Raw genomic sequence first — 16,299 nt, 5'->3', positions numbered from 1 at the left:
GCTTCCTGTCCACCGTCAAGGCGCGCCCCGACTTACGCCGGGGCAGACCGCCAATCAGCTACCGCTCGAATTGAGCGCCTCGGTCAGCGCCGCTTCTACTTCATCGGCACTCACGCGAACCGGTTTTTCAGCATCACGCTTGCGCTTGCGCTCGCTGTGATACTGAAGACCGGTACCGGCCGGGATCAGGCGACCCACGACCACGTTCTCTTTCAGCCCGCGCAGATAATCGCGCTTGCCAGTCACCGCAGCCTCGGTGAGGACGCGGGTGGTTTCCTGGAAGGACGCCGCCGAAATGAACGACTCGGTAGACAGCGAGGCCTTGGTGATGCCAAGGAGTACACGGATGTACTTCGAGCCGAACTTGTCATCCGCAGAGAGACGCTCGTTCTCCTCCAGCACTTGGGTGAGTTCCATCTGGTCACCCTTGATGAAGCTCGAATCACCGGACTCCGCCACTTCGACCTTGCGCAGCATCTGACGCAGGATGGTCTCGATGTGCTTGTCGTTGATTTTAACGCCCTGCAGACGGTACACGTCCTGAATCTCGTTGACGATGTACTTGGCTAGCGCACTTACGCCCAGTAGACGAAGAATATCGTGCGGGTTGCTCGGGCCGTCCGAGATAACCTCACCCTTGTTCACCTGCTCACCTTCGAACACGTTGAGGTGACGCCATTTCGGAATCAGCTCTTCGTACGGATCGGTACCATCGGTCGGCGTGATAACCAGGCGACGCTTGCCCTTGGTTTCCTTACCGAAGGAGATGGTGCCGCTGATTTCAGCCAGGATCGACGGCTCTTTCGGACGACGCGCCTCGAAGAGGTCGGCGACGCGCGGCAGACCACCGGTGATGTCACGGGTCTTCGAGGTTTCCTGCGGGATACGTGCAATAACGTCACCCACATTGATCTCGGCACCGTCCGCCACACCGACCAAAGCGTTGGCTGGCAGGAAGTACTGAGCCGGAACATCTGTTCCTGGCAGCAACAGTTCCTTGCCATTCGCATCCACCATCTTGATCGCAGGACGAATGTCCTTGCCCGAGGCTGGGCGATCCTTCGGATCCATCACTTCAATGTTGGTCAGGCCGGTGAGCTCATCGGTCTGACGCTTGATGGTGATGTTTTCCTCCATGCCAACGAAGGTCACGACACCCTTCATCTCGGTGACGATTGGGTGAGTGTGCGGATCCCACTTGGCAACGACCGCGCCCGCGTCAACCTTGTCGCCTTCCTTGATGGAGATAACGGCGCCGTAAGGCAGCTTGTAACGCTCGCGCTCACGACCGAAGTCGTCGGCAACCGCCAGCTCACCGGAACGGGACACCGCAATCAGCGCGCCGTCAGCACGCTCGACGTGCTTCAGGTTATGCAGGCGGATGGTGCCGCCATTCTTGACCATGACGTTGTCGACCGCGGAGGTCCGGCTGGCCGCACCACCGATGTGGAAAGTACGCATCGTCAGCTGAGTACCCGGCTCACCAATCGACTGCGCAGCGATAACGCCCACTGCCTCACCGATGTTCACCTGATGCCCGCGAGCAAGATCGCGGCCGTAGCACTTGGCGCAAATGCCATAGCGGGTTTCACAGCTGATCGGCGAGCGAACCACAACTTCGTCAATGCTGTTGAGCTCAATGAAGTCAACCCACTGCTCGTCAACCAATGTTCCAGCTGGAACCAGTACTTCTTCGCTGCCCGGCTTGAGTACATCACGCGCAATGACACGACCCAGCACGCGCTCGCCCAGCGGCTCGACCACGTCGCCGCCCTCGATGTGCGGCGTCATGAACAGGCCCTGCTCGGTACCGCAGTCGACCTCGGTAACCACCAGATCCTGCGCCACGTCAACCAGACGACGGGTCAGGTAACCGGAGTTAGCGGTCTTCAGAGCGGTATCCGCCAGACCTTTACGAGCTCCGTGAGTGGAGATGAAGTACTGGAGTACGTTCAGACCTTCACGGAAGTTCGCGGTGATCGGCGTCTCGATGATAGAGCCGTCCGGCTTGGCCATCAGACCACGCATACCGGCCAGCTGGCGGATCTGGGCAGCAGAACCCCGCGCTCCAGAGTCGGCCATCATGTACATCGAGTTGAATGAGTCCTGCTCGGCCTCGTTACCGTCACGATCGATGACCTTCTCTTTCGAGAGGTTGGCCATCATCGCCTTGGAGACTTCATCGTTGGCTTTCGACCAGAGGTCGATAACCTTGTTGTACTTCTCGCCCTGGGTTACCAGGCCGGAGGCGTACTGCGACTCGATTTCTTTCACTTCCTCGGTGGCGGCATCGATGATGCGTGCCTTCTCGTCAGGGATTACGAAATCGTTCACACCGATGGAAACACCGGAAATGGTCGAGTAGGCGAAGCCGGTATACATCAGTTGGTCGGCAAAGATGACTGTGTCCTTCAGGCCGACCGTGCGGTAGCACAGGTTGATCAGCTTGGAGATCGCCTTCTTCTTCATCGGCTGGTTGACCACGTCGAATGCCAGGCCGGCCGGAACCACCTGGAACAGCAACGCGCGGCCGACAGTGGTGTCGACGATGCGAGTGTTCTTGGTGATCGAGCCGTCGCGATCCTTGATGGTCTCGTTGATGCGCACCTTGACGCGGGCATGCAGCGACGCCTCGCCAGCGCGGAACACGCGGTCGACTTCCTGCAGGTCAGCGAATACCCGCCCTTCGCCCTTGGCATTGATGGCTTCACGGGTCATGTAGTACAGACCCAGAACCACGTCCTGCGACGGCACGATGATCGGCTCACCGTTTGCCGGCGACAGGATGTTATTGGTCGACATCATCAGCGCGCGCGCTTCGAGCTGGGCTTCCAGCGTCAGCGGCACGTGAACGGCCATCTGGTCACCGTCGAAGTCGGCGTTGTAAGCGGCGCAGACCAACGGGTGCAGCTGGATGGCTTTACCTTCGATCAGGACCGGCTCGAACGCCTGGATACCCAAGCGGTGCAGCGTCGGTGCACGGTTGAGCAACACGGGATGTTCACGGATAACTTCGGCCAGAACGTCCCATACTTCAGGCAGTTCGCGCTCGACCATCTTCTTGGCAGCCTTGATGGTGGTCGCCATGCCACGCATTTCCAGCTTGCCGAAAATGAACGGCTTGAACAGCTCGAGGGCCATCTTCTTCGGCAGACCGCACTGATGCAGGCGCAGGGTCGGGCCAACGGTAATAACCGAACGACCGGAGTAGTCCACACGCTTGCCGAGCAGGTTCTGACGGAAACGACCCTGCTTGCCCTTGATCATATCGGCCAAGGACTTCAGCGGACGCTTGTTCGAGCCAGTGATGGCGCGACCACGACGACCATTGTCCAGCAGCGCGTCAACGGCTTCCTGCAGCATGCGCTTTTCGTTGCGCACGATGATGTCGGGCGCCGACAGATCGAGCAGGCGCTTGAGACGGTTGTTACGGTTGATCACCCGGCGATACAGATCGTTTAGATCCGAAGTCGCGAAGCGGCCACCATCCAGCGGAACCAGCGGGCGCAGATCCGGCGGCAATACCGGCAGAACGGTAAGCACCATCCACTCCGGCAGGTTGCCCGATCCATGGAAGGCTTCCATCAGCTTCAGACGCTTGGACAGCTTTTTGATCTTGGTTTCCGAGTTGGTCTGCGGAATCTCTTCGCGCAGGCGACCGATCTCGTGTTCCAGGTCGATTTCGTGCAGCAGCTCGCGCACAGCCTCGGCACCCATACGGGCGTCAAAATCGTCACCGAATTCTTCGAGCGCTTCAAAGTACTGCTCGTCATTGAGCAGCTGGCCCTTCTCAAGCGTGGTCATGCCCGGATCAATCACCACGTAGCTCTCAAAATAGAGCACTCGCTCGATGTCACGCAGGGTCATGTCCAGCAGCAGGCCGATACGGCTCGGCAGCGATTTCAGGAACCAGATATGAGCAACTGGGGAAGCCAGTTCGATGTGCGCCATGCGCTCACGACGAACCTTCGCCAAAGCGACTTCCACACCGCACTTCTCGCAGATCACGCCACGATGCTTGAGGCGCTTGTACTTTCCGCACAGGCACTCGTAATCTTTGACCGGGCCAAAGATCTTGGCGCAGAACAGGCCATCACGCTCGGGCTTGAACGTACGGTAGTTGATGGTCTCTGGCTTCTTGACCTCACCAAAGGACCAGGAACGGATCATCTCGGGCGAAGCCAATGCAATCTTGATGGCATCGAATTCTTCGATTTGACCCTGGTTTTTCAACAGATTCAGCAAGTCTTTCAAGGCCTTTCCTCCTCACGGACCGGCGGCACCCGGCTGATGCCGGGCGCCGCTTAGGCGGTGCGTGGTTATTCGGTTTCCAGATCGATGTCGATACCGAGCGAGCGGATCTCTTTGATCAACACGTTGAAGGATTCCGGCATGCCGGGCTCCATACGGTGATCGCCGTCCACGATGTTCTTGTACATCTTGGTCCGCCCGTTCACGTCGTCCGACTTGACCGTGAGCATTTCCTGCAGGGTGTAGGCGGCACCGTACGCCTCCAGGGCCCAGACCTCCATCTCCCCGAAACGCTGACCACCGAACTGCGCTTTACCACCCAGCGGCTGCTGGGTGACCAGACTATAGGAACCGGTGGAGCGCGCGTGCATCTTGTCGTCGACCAGGTGGTTCAGCTTGAGCATGTACATGTAACCGACGGTGGTCGTACGCTCGAACTTGTTCCCCGTCCGACCATCGAACAGCTGCATCTGGCCACTTTCCGGTAGATCCGCCAGCTTCAGCATGGCCTTGATCTCGCGCTCCTTGGCACCATCGAATACCGGGGTTGCCATGGGCACGCCCCCGCGCAGGTTCTTGGCCAGATCCAGCACTTCCTGGTCACTGAACTCATCCAGGTTTTCCTGACGGCCACCGATCTCGTTGTAGATCTCAGTCAGGAACTTGCGCAGCTCCGCGACCTTGCGCTGCTCTTCCAGCATACGGTTGATCTTCTCGCCCAGACCCTTGGCGGCAAGGCCCAGGTGCGTTTCGAGAATCTGACCGACGTTCATACGCGAAGGTACGCCCAGCGGGTTCAACACGATGTCTACAGGCGTGCCGTTGGCATCGTGAGGCATGTCTTCAACCGGCATGATGACCGAGACGACACCTTTGTTACCGTGACGACCCGCCATCTTGTCGCCCGGCTGGATGCGACGCTTGATCGCCAGGTAAACCTTGACGATCTTCAGTACGCCTGGCGCCAGGTCATCGCCCTGCTGCAGTTTGCGCTTCTTGTCTTCGAACTTATCGTCAAGCAGCTGACGGCGGTCGGAAATATAGGCCTGCGCCTTTTCCAGCTGCTCGTTCAGTGCGTCTTCGGCCATGCGCAGCTTGAACCACTGCCCATGCTCAAGACCGTCGAGCATCTCGTCAGTGATGACGGCGCCCTTCTTGAGACCGGCACCACCCTCGACAGTCGCGCCAACAAGAGCGGAGCGCAGGCGTTCAAATGTCGCACCTTCGACAATACGGAACTCTTCGTTGAGGTCCTTGCGGATCTCGTCTAGCTGCATCTTTTCGATAGCCAACGCACGGGAGTCACGCTCAACACCGTCACGAATGAACACCTGGACGTCGATGACAGTACCCTTGGTGCCGGTCGGCACGCGTAGGGAGGTGTCCTTAACGTCAGAAGCCTTCTCACCGAAGATGGCACGTAGCAGCTTTTCTTCTGGCGTCAGCTGGGTTTCGCCTTTCGGCGTGACTTTGCCTACCAGAATGTCGCCCGCACCAACTTCAGCACCAACGTAAACGATGCCAGCCTCGTCCAGCTTGTTCAGCGCAGCTTCGCCCACGTTCGGAATGTCCGCCGTGATCTCTTCTGGGCCGAGCTTGGTGTCACGAGAAACGCAAGTCAGTTCCTGAATGTGGATGGTGGTGAAACGGTCTTCTTGAACCACACGCTCCGACAGAAGGATGGAGTCTTCGAAGTTGTAGCCGTTCCAGGGCATGAACGCGACGCGCATGTTCTGCCCGAGCGCCAACTCGCCCATGTCAGTGGACGGACCGTCTGCCATGATGTCGCCGCGTTCGACCACATCACCCTTGCTCACGAGCGGACGCTGATTAATGCAGGTGTTCTGGTTGGAGCGGGTGTACTTGGTCAGGTTGTAGATGTCGACACCGGCTTCACCGGTTTCAACTTCCGCATCATGCACACGCACGACCACACGGCTTGCGTCGACCGAATCGATCACGCCGCCACGACGAGCAACAACACAAACGCCGGAGTCACGAGCTACGTTGCGCTCCATCCCGGTGCCGACCAGCGGCTTATCCGAACGCAGCGTCGGTACGGCCTGACGCTGCATGTTCGAGCCCATCAACGCGCGGTTGGCGTCGTCGTGCTCGAGAAATGGAATCAACGAAGCAGCAACGGATACGACCTGCTTTGGCGATACGTCCATCAGGGTCACGTCTTCCGGCGCCTTGACCGTGAATTCGTTCTGATGACGAACAGCAACCAGCTCGTCGACCAACTTGCGGCCGTCCAGCTTGGCGCTGGCCTGCGCGATCACATGGTCCGCTTCTTCGATCGCCGACAGGAACACGATCTCGTCGGTGACTTCGCCTTCCTTAACAACGCGGTACGGACTTTCCAGGAAGCCGTACTGATTGGTACGGGCATACGCAGCCAACGAGTTGATCAAGCCGATGTTCGGACCTTCCGGGGTCTCGATCGGGCACACACGGCCGTAATGGGTCGGGTGTACGTCGCGCACTTCAAAGCCTGCGCGCTCACGGGTCAGACCGCCCGGGCCGAGCGCGGAGACACGACGCTTGTGCGTGATCTCCGACAGCGGGTTGTTCTGGTCCATGAACTGTGACAGCTGGCTGGAGCCGAAGAATTCCTTCACCGCCGCCGCAACCGGCTTCGCGTTGATCAGATCCTGCGGCATCAAGCCTTCGCTTTCGGCCATCGACAGACGTTCCTTGACCGCACGCTCTACGCGCACCAAGCCGACACGGAACTGATTCTCAGCCATCTCGCCAACACAGCGGACGCGACGGTTACCCAGGTGGTCGATATCGTCGACTACACCTTTGCCGTTACGAATGTCGACCAGCGTCTTCAATACTGCAACGATGTCTTCGCGACTGAGAACGCCCGAACCTTCGATCTCGGTACGACCGATACGACGGTTGAACTTCATCCGGCCAACGGCCGACAGATCGTAGCGTTCTGATGCGAAGAACAGATTGTTGAACAGCGTCTCGGCAGCGTCCTTGGTTGGCGGCTCGCCAGGACGCATCATGCGATAGATCTCGACCAGCGCTTCGAGCTGGTTGGTTGTCGAATCGATTTTCAGCGTGTCGGAAATGAACGGACCACAATCGATATCGTTGGTATACAAGGTCTCGAACCGAACAACCTGTGCCTTGACCAGTTTGGCCAACACTTCTACGGTCAGCTCGGTGTTGCATTCGGCAATGATTTCTCCAGTCGCCGGATGCACGATAGCCTTCGCCGTGGTGCGCCCCAGGACGTAGTCCATAGGCATGTCGAGTGCTTTGATACCGGACTTGTCGAGCTGATTGATATGGCGCGCGGTAATGCGGCGACCCTGCTCAACGATCACTTTGCCGTTCTCGTCGGTGATATCGAACGAGGCGATTTCGCCGCGCAGACGCTGCGGAACCAGCTCAAGGCTTAGCGTTTCGCCCTTAACGTGGAACACGTTGGTGTCGTAGAACGCATCGAGGATTTCTTCGGTGCCGTAATTCAACGCTCGCAGAAGCACCGAGGCAGGCAGCTTGCGGCGACGGTCGATACGCACGAAAACCGCGTCCTTCGGATCGAACTCGAAGTCCAGCCACGAGCCACGATACGGAATGATACGCGCGGAATACAGCAACTTGCCCGAGCTGTGGGTCTTGCCACGATCGTGATCGAAGAAGACACCTGGAGAACGGTGCAACTGGGACACGATAACGCGCTCGGTACCGTTGATGATGAAGGTACCGTTCTCGGTCATCAGGGGGATTTCCCCCATGTAGACTTCTTGCTCCTTGATGTCCTTGATCGCCTTGCTGGACGATTCTTTATCAAAGATGATCAGGCGAACCTTTACCCGCAGCGGTACGGCAAAAGTCACGCCGCGCAACACGCATTCCTTTACGTCAAAGGCCGGGTCGCCCAGGCGATAGCCGACATACTCCAGCGCCGCATTGCCGGAATAGCTGATTATCGGAAAAACGGATTTGAAGGCTGCATGCAAGCCAATATCGCGGAATTGATCCTTGGTCGCTCCCGCCTGCAGGAATTCGCGGTACGAATCCAGCTGGATGGCCAAAAGATACGGCACGTCCATCACGTGCGGTAACTTGCTAAAGTCCTTGCGGATTCGTTTTTTCTCAGTGTATGAGTAAGCCATCAGCGTTCCCCAGCTTGGTCACCTGCTTGTTTGGCCTCTCCCGACGGGAGCAGCCAGAAAATCTTGCGAATCCTGTGATTCGCACCGCCCACCGGAGCGGTTGTCTTCCGTTCAAACTGCCAAATACTCAACAGGCAGCTATAACGGAAAAAGGCCGGTGGCAAAAGCCACCAGCCATCAGCCTTACGCGAGTTGCTTCGGCTGTAGACGCAAGGTCGCGCTTACTTGAGCTCGACTTTAGCGCCTGCTTCTTCCAGGGCTTTCTTCGCAGCTTCGGCTTCGTCCTTGGAAACGCCTTCCTTGACCACGCCAGGGGCGCCATCAACGACTGCCTTGGCTTCTTTCAAGCCCAGACCGGTCAGCTCGCGAACTGCCTTGATCACGTTTACTTTCTTTTCGCCAGCTTCCAGCAGCATGACGTTGAATTCAGTCTGCTCTTCAGCAGCGGCAGCAGCCGGGCCGGCAGCAGCGACGGTAGCAGCTGCAGCGGTAACACCGAACTTCTCTTCCATTGCCTTGATCAGTTCAACAACCTGCATCACGGACATGTCAGAAACGGCGTTGATGATGTCTTCGTTGGTCAGAGCCATGACTCTAAATTCCTGTATATGGTTGACGGCCTGCGGCCATCTAATTCAAAAGAAAATCGAAAAATGCTGCGCGCGCGTTAGGCCGCGGCTGCTTCTTTCTGGTCGCGAACGGCCGCCAATGTACGAGCCAGCTTGCTGGTAGCGCCTTGCATCACGCTCATCAGCTGGGAAATCGCCTCATCATAGGTCGGCAGAGTCGCCAAAGCGTCGATCTGGTTGGCTGCTATGAGCTGACCTTCAAATGCGGCTGCCTTGATCTCGAACTTATCCTGACCCTTGGCAAACTCCTTGAAGATGCGAGCAGCAGCGCCCGGATGTTCATTGGAGAAAGCAATAAGGGTCGGGCCTTTGAACACGTCATTGAGCACATCGTACTGAGTGCCTTCAACAGCGCGGCGCAGCAGGGTATTACGTACTACACGCACATATACACCAGCCTCGCGGGCCTCTTTACGGAGTCCGGTCATGGCCGACACAGTCACGCCACGGGCATCGGCCACGACAGCGGACAGGGCAGCTTTGGCAGCCTCGTTGACTTCAGCGACGATGGCTTTCTTGTCTTCGAGTTTGATTGCCACGGGTTCTTACTCCTGGATGTTACCGGTTCGCCCAATCGAAACTGGACGGGTTTTGGTGTCTGATTCGGTACGAATCGGGAGCACCTCTGCGTAGGCTTGAAAAAGCAGAGCTTCTACTGTTTAAGACTTCCGTCGCCTACGGTCTTGGATAGCCCCCGCCAGGCAGGGACCCCAATAAGTCGCGCCCTGCCAAGCAGGGCGCAATATGCTTTACGCCTCGAGCGACGCCTGATCGATGATCAAGCCTGGACCCATGGTGGTGCTCAGGGTGACGCGCTTGACATAGATACCCTTAGAAGTGGACGGCTTCAGACGCTTGAGGTCCGAGAGCAGCGCTTCGACGTTCTGCTTCAACTGACCAGCTTCGAAACCAACTTTGCCGACCGATGTATGAATGATACCGTTCTTGTCAGTACGGAAGCGCACCTGACCGGCCTTCGCATTCTTTACGGCAGTCGCAACGTCTGGCGTCACGGTACCGACCTTCGGGTTTGGCATCAGGCCGCGAGGACCGAGGATCTGACCCAGCTGGCCAACTACGCGCATGGCATCCGGCGAAGCGATAACGACGTCATAGCTCAGGTCGCCGCCTTTCATTTCGGCAGCCAGTTCATCCATACCAACGCGATCAGCACCTGCAGCCAGAGCAGCCTCTGCGGCCGGCCCTTGCGTGAACACGGCGACGCGAACGGTCTTGCCGGTGCCGTTAGGCAGAACGGTAGCACCGCGCACAACCTGGTCGGATTTACGCGGATCAACACCGAGATTGATAGCGATATCAAAGGACTCGGTGAACTTTACTGCGGACAGCTGAGCCAACAAAGTGGCGGCATCCTCGAACGAGTACTGCTTGCCCGCTTCGATTTTTTCAGCAAAAGTCTTCTGGCGCTTGGTCAGCTTAGCCATTACACACCCTCCACGTTCAGGCCCATGCTGCGGGCAGAGCCGGCAATGGTGCGCACAGCCGCATCCAGATCAGCAGCGGTCAAATCGGCATTCTTGGTCTTCGCAATTTCTTCAAGTTGAGCACGGGTAACAGTGCCGACTTTCTGAGTGTTCGGGCGAGCAGAGCCACTGCTGATGCCAGCAGCCTTCTTCAGCAGAACTGCAGCTGGCGTACTCTTGGTCTCGAAGGTGAAGCTGCGGTCGCTATATACGGTAATGATTACCGGTGTTGGCAGACCTGGCTCCTGGCCTTGAGTACGGGCGTTAAACGCCTTACAGAATTCCATGATGTTGACACCATGCTGACCCAATGCCGGGCCAACTGGCGGCGACGGGTTGGCCTGACCGGCCTTTACCTGAAGCTTGATATAAGCTTGAATCTTCTTAGCCATAAATACTCCATTCTGGGTGCTAACGCCTTTCGGCTCCCCTGCTCACTTGAATATCCCAGTGACAACAAAACCCCGCAGCCATCAGCTGCGGGGTACGGGACTCTATTTCAGTTAGACCTTTTCGACCTGACTGAACTCCAACTCCACCGGCGTTGAACGGCCAAAGATGAGCACCGCAACCTGGATGCGACTCTTCTCGTAGTTGACTTCTTCGACAACACCATTGAAATCAGCAAACGGGCCATCGGCAACACGCACAACCTCGCCGGGCTCAAACAGCGTCTTCGGCTTCGGCTTATCGCTACCGTCCGCAACGCGACGCAAGATAGCCTCTGCTTCCTTGTCAGTGATCGGCGCGGGCTTGTCAGCGGTACCACCGATGAAGCCCATCACTCTCGGCGTATCCTTTACCAGGTGCCAAGCGCCTTCTGCCATATCCATCTGAACAAGAACATAACCCGGAAAGAACTTGCGCTCACTCTTGCGCTTCTGACCGTTACGCATCTCGACCACTTCTTCAGTGGGAACTAGAATCTCGCCGAAATGATCCTCCATGCCGGCAAGCTTGATGCGCTCGATCAGCGAGCGCATCACGTGCTTCTCGTAACCCGAGTAAGCATGAACGACGTACCAACGCTTAGCCACGGGACACCCTTAACCTACAATCATGGAAACCAGCCAACCGAGCAGGGAATCGAGCCCCCACAACAGCAGCGCCATCACCAGCACGACCGCAACAACAATAAGTGTGGTCTGAGTGGTTTCTTGACGGGTCGGCCAGACGACTTTTCGGATCTCGACTCGCGCTTCTTTCAAAAGAATGAAGAAAGAACGACCTTTAGACGTCTGCAGCGCCACAAACGCAGCGACAACAGCAAACACGAGCAGAGCGAGAACTCTGTACAGAATAGGCTCGGCGGCATAATACTGATTACCCACCACAGCCACGACCACCAAAGCAGCCACAACAAGCCACTTCACCAGATCGAAGCGCGAGTCTTTGGCTTCTGCTTTGACATTCATCTGCTAGAACCCTGTAAATACTGCCAAACTCGATATTGAATTTGGCAGGCCAGGAGGGAATCGAACCCCCAACCTGCGGTTTTGGAGACCGCCGCTCTGCCAATTGAGCTACTGGCCTAACAAGAGTCAGGCCGACTATTATGCCGGCCCGAATAGATCAGATCAATCGATTATTCGATGATCTTGGCAACCACGCCGGCACCAACGGTACGGCCGCCTTCGCGAATCGCGAAGCGCAGACCATCTTCCATGGCGATCGGAGCGATCAGGGTGACAACCATCTTGATGTTGTCGCCCGGCATTACCATCTCAACGCCTTCTGGCAGTTCGCAGTTACCGGTCACGTCAGTAGTACGGAAGTAGAACTGCGGACGGTAGCCTTTGAAGAACGGAGTGTGACGGCCGCCTTCTTCCTTGCTCAGTACGTAGACTTCGCCTTCGAACTTGGTGTGCGGCTTGATGGTGCCCGGCTTGGCCAGAACCTGACCACGTTCGACGTCATCACGCTTGGTACCACGCAGCAGCACGCCAACGTTCTCACCTGCACGACCTTCGTCGAGCAGCTTACGGAACATCTCAACACCGGTGCAGGTAGTCTTGGTCGTGGCACGGATACCAACGATTTCGATTTCTTCCTGAACCTTGACGATACCGCGCTCAACACGACCAGTCACAACGGTACCGCGACCGGAGATCGAGAACACGTCTTCGATTGGCATCAGGAACGGCTTGTCGATGGCACGCTCAGGCTCTGGGATGTAGCTGTCCAGAGTTTCGACCAGCTTACGCACGGCCGATACGCCCATTTCGTTGTCGTCCTGACCATTCAGCGCCATCAGCGCAGAACCGATAATGATCGGAGTGTCGTCACCCGGGAAGTCGTAGGTCGACAGCAGGTCACGCACTTCCATCTCAACCAGCTCAAGCAGCTCAGCGTCATCCACCATGTCCGCCTTGTTCAGGAAGACAACGATGTAAGGAACGCCAACCTGACGAGACAGCAGGATGTGCTCACGCGTCTGCGGCATGGGGCCGTCAGCTGCCGAGCAAACCAGGATCGCGCCGTCCATCTGCGCAGCACCGGTGATCATGTTCTTCACATAGTCAGCGTGGCCTGGGCAGTCAACGTGGGCGTAGTGACGGATCGAGGAATCATATTCAACGTGGGAGGTGTTGATGGTGATACCACGAGCCTTCTCTTCCGGCGCGTTGTCGATCTGCGAGAAGTCACGCGCAGAGCCGCCCCAAGTTTCAGCACAGACCTTGGTCAGCGCTGCAGTGAGCGTGGTTTTGCCATGGTCGACGTGACCAATGGTACCGACGTTCAGGTGCGGTTTGTTACGTTCGAATTTTTCTTTAGCCATCGAGACCGTCTCCCATCGTTGAATTGAGCTAGTCACGCCACCATTAAAACAAAGGCAGATATATACATATCTGCCTTTGAGATTGGAGCTCATGAGCGGATTTGAACCGCTGACCTCACCCTTACCAAGGGTGTGCTCTACCAGCTGAGCTACATGAGCGCATCATGTTGCGCGATACAAACTTGGAGCGGGTAGCGGGAATCGAACCCGCATCATCAGCTTGGAAGGCTGAGGTTCTACCACTAAACTATACCCGCGCTAGCCTGAGCCGACGCTGAAAACTGGTGGAGGGGGAAGGATTCGAACCTTCGAAGTCGATGACGTCAGATTTACAGTCTGATCCCTTTGGCCGCTCGGGAACCCCTCCAAAACGAGGGCGCATTTTCAATGCCCTCTTCTGCACTGTCAAGCTTTTTCTCAATAAAATCCTGAGGTTAGCTCGTACTACAGTTGCCCCACCACCAGCCATAAAGGCTCAGCTGCGGAGCGGGCGCCATTCTATGAGAACTATTCTAAGTTTGCAATGCTTGAGCAGGGCATTTGTTGATGCTCAAGTTCAGGAAAATCTCTCATGAGATCGCGAAGCAACGGCTCGCCAAGAAGATGCTGTCGCGCTCCTGCCACCTGCACCCAATAGCTGCGATGGGTTCTCGGCAGCTCGCGGATCGACGCAGCATAATCAATCCCCTGAAGACGGCTTACAACGCTTTCAGCCGAGTCTTTGCGGGAGAATATCCCCAAGGAAATCCCGTTAGAAAGATCGCCTACCGTGATTATATAGCTGTCTATATTGCGGGACTGTAGCTCTCTCAACTGACGGAGAGATGCCTGCCGGGATACCAGGGGCGGCAAATATACCCAGTAATCGATGCCCGCAGCCTCATCGACAGACTTGACGCGAGAATCGATGTCCCGGCTCAGTAAACGCTGCTCAATGGCCAGCGCCATCGACTCCTGGTCGAAACCACCGAGAAATAGACAGCCAGCGTCTTCGTCATTTGAAGACACAAGGGGCGCTAGTGACTTAGTTTCGCTAAGCAGCTTTAGATCCGCCCCAGAAGAAGCACGAGCCGTTTTTACCTCCCCCTCAACGAGCGGAGATCGCTGGTTAAGGTTATAGAGGTAAAACAGGAGATTCAGCACTACCAGCAGCATTAAAAGCCAGCGCATGGATACCTCTTTAGGGGCACGCTATCGCGAGCCCCCTGAAAACCAGATCCGGCACACATCTCACCCCGGGAAGGTCTGCAACCAGCGCTGCATCTCCCCCGGTAACATAGATGGTGAAGTCTTTTCCTAATTGATCTTCAGCTAGGCCAATCTGACTGGCGACATAGCTTCGCAACATGATCAAACAACCCCGCTCGACACCTTCAGCAGTGCTTCTACCTGGTGTAATGGCACCCAACGCAACGGAAGTCTCAGCAGGCTCGTACTGGATGCGACGTGTATGCGCAACCAGCTGACCACGTAAAAGCGCGATGCCTGGCGCTATATAACCACCAAGGTGAACACCCCCACAGGCCACCAAATCTACGGTGACGGCAGTACCCAAGTCGATGATCAGGCACGGCCCTTGGCACATGCCATACGCAGCGATGATTGCCAACCAACGGTCCAGCCCCAAGCGGCCCTGGTCCCGATAACCATTTGTAACCCCAGCGACGTCCTTGGCCGGGCACACCCTCAACACCTCCACTCCCAATGCACTAGATAGAACATCTACCAGCGCACAGGTTTCCTCTTCGCTCCTGACACTGACCAAGCGGCAGCGAGTAATTTTTCCGACACCATGGACCAGCAACTCCTGCGCCAGGTCAGCCGCTTGGCTCGTGACACTGGAGGCTAGCAACGACCCATCTGCACCCGATATCACGCGCCACTTAATGAGGCTGTTGCCACAATCCAGTTCAAGAATCATGATCGAGCCTCAAGCTTAATTCCCCACCACTAAAGCACTGCTCTCCGCGCCCTTCGATCCAAAAGCGCAGCGCCCCCTGCTCATCAATACCATTCATTACACCCTTAACCTGCTGGGCGCCGGTACTTAAGACACAGCTCTTACCGTACCAGATATTGTTTGCTTCCCACTCCTCTCGCAACGAGGAGAAGCCTTCACGGGAGTGCCTGTCTATATAGTGATACATGGACTCACTGAGAAACTGCGACAGGTCAGCGCGACTTGCCAAGCGCCCCGTCTGTTCCCGCACAGTCGTCCAAGGCTGGCCGATGTTCAGGGATCCTGGCCTCATGTTTACATTCACCCCAATCCCAATAATCACATGACATGCGTCTGCCGGATCACCATTTAACTCAATCAGAATGCCAGCGATCTTCCTACCGTCCGCATATACATCGTTCGGCCACTTTAACCCCACACCTTCAACACCTAAGCGGCGAAGAGCACGCAGTACAGCCAGACCAACGACCAGGCTCAATCCAGATAGGCCCTGAATACCGTTTGAAACCTTCAACGCTAAGCTGTAATAAATATTCTGAGCGTGAGGACTCGCCCATTCGCGCCCTCTACGGCCGCGCCCTGAAGTCTGCCCCTCAGCCATTACCACAAATGGCGCTGGCACGCCTGACTGTAGCAACCTTAACGCCTCAGCATTAGTAGAGTCGGTAGTCTCGAGCAGATAGAGCTGCCAGCCAAGGCGATCCACTACAGCGAAACTGTCTTCGTAATTTAATAGCGAAAGCGGCTCTACTAAGCGATAACCCTTCCCGGGCACTTTGAATAGCTCAAGGCCGCAGTCACTCTCGAATCGCTGCAGATATTTCCAGACGGCACTCCGACTTACACCAAGTGCAAGCCCTAGCTCTTCGCCGGAATGGAAGCGACCGTCACTGAGTAACCGTAGCAAGTTATTCATAACCCCTCCTGCAAGCGGTAGCATTAAGATCGCCAGCGCCAAGGTACATCGATTTTCTTGCACTCAAAGACAAACCCCCGATCCTCTTACGAAGATCGGGGGTTTGGTGTAGAAGCTTGACGATGACCTACTCTCACATGG

At 56.6% G+C, this 16,299-nt stretch carries 12 protein-coding genes and 4 tRNA genes; all 16 read right to left on the bottom strand.

The window, feature by feature from the left end:
* Positions 1 to 54: 54 nt before the first annotated feature.
* The 16 genes from rpoC to birA all read right to left on the bottom strand — a co-directional run bounded on the left by rpoC (position 55) and on the right by birA (position 16,158).
* Entirely contained in the window at positions 55 to 4,254 is a 4,200-nt protein-coding gene (gene rpoC, locus ACSSNI_RS22000; protein ID WP_102838129.1) for a DNA-directed RNA polymerase subunit beta', read from the bottom strand.
* 65 nt (positions 4,255 to 4,319) lie between these two features.
* The gene (gene rpoB, locus ACSSNI_RS21995) at positions 4,320 to 8,390 is read right to left on the bottom strand and encodes a DNA-directed RNA polymerase subunit beta (RefSeq protein ID WP_102838130.1); all 4,071 of its coding nucleotides are present in this window, start codon (positions 8,388 to 8,390) and stop codon (positions 4,320 to 4,322) included.
* Between the two features lie 221 nt (positions 8,391 to 8,611).
* Positions 8,612 to 8,980: a 50S ribosomal protein L7/L12 gene (rplL, locus tag ACSSNI_RS21990; protein ID WP_102838131.1), complete on the bottom strand. Its 369-nt coding sequence runs from the start codon at positions 8,978 to 8,980 to the stop codon at positions 8,612 to 8,614.
* A gap of 77 nt (positions 8,981 to 9,057) precedes the next feature.
* Complete coding sequence (gene rplJ / locus ACSSNI_RS21985; RefSeq protein WP_102838132.1) at positions 9,058 to 9,558, bottom strand: 50S ribosomal protein L10; 501 nt, start codon at positions 9,556 to 9,558, stop codon at positions 9,058 to 9,060.
* 210 nt (positions 9,559 to 9,768) lie between these two features.
* Entirely contained in the window at positions 9,769 to 10,464 is a 696-nt protein-coding gene (gene rplA / locus ACSSNI_RS21980) for a 50S ribosomal protein L1 (protein WP_148926960.1), read from the bottom strand.
* On the bottom strand, positions 10,464 to 10,895 hold the full coding sequence (rplK, locus tag ACSSNI_RS21975) for a 50S ribosomal protein L11 (RefSeq protein ID WP_102838134.1): 432 nt from the start codon (positions 10,893 to 10,895) through the stop codon (positions 10,464 to 10,466). The genes rplA and rplK overlap by 1 nt, the downstream gene beginning before the upstream one ends.
* 111 nt (positions 10,896 to 11,006) lie before the next feature.
* Positions 11,007 to 11,540, bottom strand: coding sequence for a transcription termination/antitermination protein NusG (gene nusG, locus ACSSNI_RS21970; RefSeq protein ID WP_019342058.1), 534 nt, complete (start codon positions 11,538 to 11,540; stop codon positions 11,007 to 11,009).
* A 9-nt stretch (positions 11,541 to 11,549) separates the two neighbouring features.
* Positions 11,550 to 11,918 carry a preprotein translocase subunit SecE gene (gene secE, locus ACSSNI_RS21965; protein ID WP_148926961.1) on the bottom strand — a complete coding sequence of 123 codons (369 nt, stop codon included), beginning with the start codon at positions 11,916 to 11,918 and terminating at the stop codon, positions 11,550 to 11,552.
* A 42-nt stretch (positions 11,919 to 11,960) separates the two neighbouring features.
* A tRNA-Trp gene (locus tag ACSSNI_RS21960) sits at positions 11,961 to 12,036 on the bottom strand.
* Between the two features lie 52 nt (positions 12,037 to 12,088).
* Positions 12,089 to 13,282: an elongation factor Tu gene (tuf, locus tag ACSSNI_RS21955; protein WP_025240334.1), complete on the bottom strand. Its 1,194-nt coding sequence runs from the start codon at positions 13,280 to 13,282 to the stop codon at positions 12,089 to 12,091.
* 83 nt (positions 13,283 to 13,365) lie between these two features.
* Positions 13,366 to 13,441 (bottom strand) — tRNA-Thr (locus ACSSNI_RS21950).
* Positions 13,442 to 13,465: 24 nt separating this feature from the next.
* Positions 13,466 to 13,539 (bottom strand) — tRNA-Gly (locus ACSSNI_RS21945).
* A 25-nt stretch (positions 13,540 to 13,564) separates the two neighbouring features.
* Positions 13,565 to 13,649 (bottom strand) — tRNA-Tyr (locus ACSSNI_RS21940).
* A 140-nt stretch (positions 13,650 to 13,789) separates the two neighbouring features.
* Positions 13,790 to 14,452, bottom strand: a complete 663-nt coding sequence (locus ACSSNI_RS21935) for an SPOR domain-containing protein (protein WP_200637101.1) — start codon at positions 14,450 to 14,452, stop codon at positions 13,790 to 13,792.
* A gap of 10 nt (positions 14,453 to 14,462) precedes the next feature.
* Positions 14,463 to 15,203, bottom strand: a complete 741-nt coding sequence (locus ACSSNI_RS21930) for a type III pantothenate kinase (RefSeq protein WP_200637100.1) — start codon at positions 15,201 to 15,203, stop codon at positions 14,463 to 14,465.
* Entirely contained in the window at positions 15,193 to 16,158 is a 966-nt protein-coding gene (birA, locus tag ACSSNI_RS21925; protein ID WP_200637098.1) for a bifunctional biotin--[acetyl-CoA-carboxylase] ligase/biotin operon repressor BirA, read from the bottom strand. Before birA ends, ACSSNI_RS21930 begins: the two co-directional genes overlap by 11 nt.
* Positions 16,159 to 16,299 lie beyond the last annotated feature (141 nt).

This window comes from Stutzerimonas tianxiuensis (assembly GCF_053470365.1).
Note: the sequence above shows the minus strand (reverse complement) of the source record. Positions and strands in the feature narration are given on the sequence as shown.

Excerpts from the sequence above, each read along its gene's own strand:
- rpoB (WP_102838130.1), bottom strand. The coding sequence starts at position 8,390 with ATGGCTTACTCATACACTGAGAAAAAACGAATCCGCAAGGACTTTAGC.
- rplL (WP_102838131.1), bottom strand. The coding sequence starts at position 8,980 with ATGGCTCTGACCAACGAAGACATCATCAACGCCGTTTCTGACATGTCC.
- rplA (WP_148926960.1), bottom strand. The coding sequence starts at position 10,464 with ATGGCTAAGCTGACCAAGCGCCAGAAGACTTTTGCTGAAAAAATCGAA.
- rplK (WP_102838134.1), bottom strand. The coding sequence starts at position 10,895 with ATGGCTAAGAAGATTCAAGCTTATATCAAGCTTCAGGTAAAGGCCGGT.
- secE (WP_148926961.1), bottom strand. The coding sequence starts at position 11,918 with ATGAATGTCAAAGCAGAAGCCAAAGACTCGCGCTTCGATCTGGTGAAG.
- tuf (WP_025240334.1), bottom strand. The coding sequence starts at position 13,282 with ATGGCTAAAGAAAAATTCGAACGTAACAAACCGCACCTGAACGTCGGT.
- ACSSNI_RS21935 (WP_200637101.1), bottom strand. The coding sequence starts at position 14,452 with ATGCGCTGGCTTTTAATGCTGCTGGTAGTGCTGAATCTCCTGTTTTAC.
- ACSSNI_RS21930 (WP_200637100.1), bottom strand. The coding sequence starts at position 15,203 with ATGATTCTTGAACTGGATTGTGGCAACAGCCTCATTAAGTGGCGCGTG.
- birA (WP_200637098.1), bottom strand. The coding sequence starts at position 16,158 with ATGAATAACTTGCTACGGTTACTCAGTGACGGTCGCTTCCATTCCGGC.